This is a genomic window from Paenibacillus sp. MSJ-34 (genome assembly GCF_018918005.1).
Classification (GTDB): domain Bacteria; phylum Bacillota; class Bacilli; order Paenibacillales; family Paenibacillaceae; genus MSJ-34.
In genome coordinates this window covers 1-689 of the sequence record NZ_JAHLPR010000136.1, presented here as the reverse complement: position 1 = coordinate 689, position 689 = coordinate 1, and the positions used below count along the sequence as shown (strand labels likewise).

Below are 689 nucleotides of genomic sequence, written 5' to 3'. Positions count from 1 at the left end.
ACAAAGGAATACTTGTTGGCATCGGCTTCAATCTTCGTGCCATCCAGAAAGTACTGCTCCATCGTGATGTAGTTGTCCGCAATGAGCTTCCCAATCATCGTTTCAAACAGCTCGTCCATGAACGCTTTCATGCGCACGCCACGGAAGTCATTCAAGGTGCGGAAGTCGGGTTGCTGCATCGCAGCCAGCCACATCGCCGGAATGTTTTCTTGCAACAGCTTTTCGATGCCGCGGCAGGAGTAGACTTTTTGTGAGTAGCCGTAAAGAATCACCTTGAGCATCATTTTGGGATGATAAGAACTGCGGCCACCGCCTGCATAGTGAGCAAACAACTGATGGTCAGGGATCGCATCTATCATCTCATCAATGACACGGGCCACATGGTGTGTGGGAATATACATTTCCAAATCCAGAATCATCTGGGCCTGTTTGTTGTCGTAGGCTTTGAAGGTAGGCGCAAGATTTCGTTTGGAAACCACCTTTTCTTCCATTTCTTCTAGAGGAAGTGTCAGTTGCATGGTATAATGATCATTAGTAGTCGTCAGATTACGCATAAAAACCGTCCCTTCTTAAAATGGTGGTGTGGTAACTTTCATTTTACAGGAAAAGACGTTTTTTTTGTGTACATTTTTAACATTCAACAAAAACGGGGCGTCCAGCAGTTTTCACTGACTTTATGGACAGCCCCG

The 689-nt window shown here is 45.9% G+C and carries 1 protein-coding gene; it reads right to left on the bottom strand.

What is annotated here, in order from left to right:
* A partial coding sequence (locus KQI79_RS27385) for a transposase (protein ID WP_216541473.1) occupies window positions 1-554 on the bottom strand: 554 nt, incomplete at its 3' end.
* Between the last annotated feature and the right edge of the window lie 135 nt (window positions 555-689).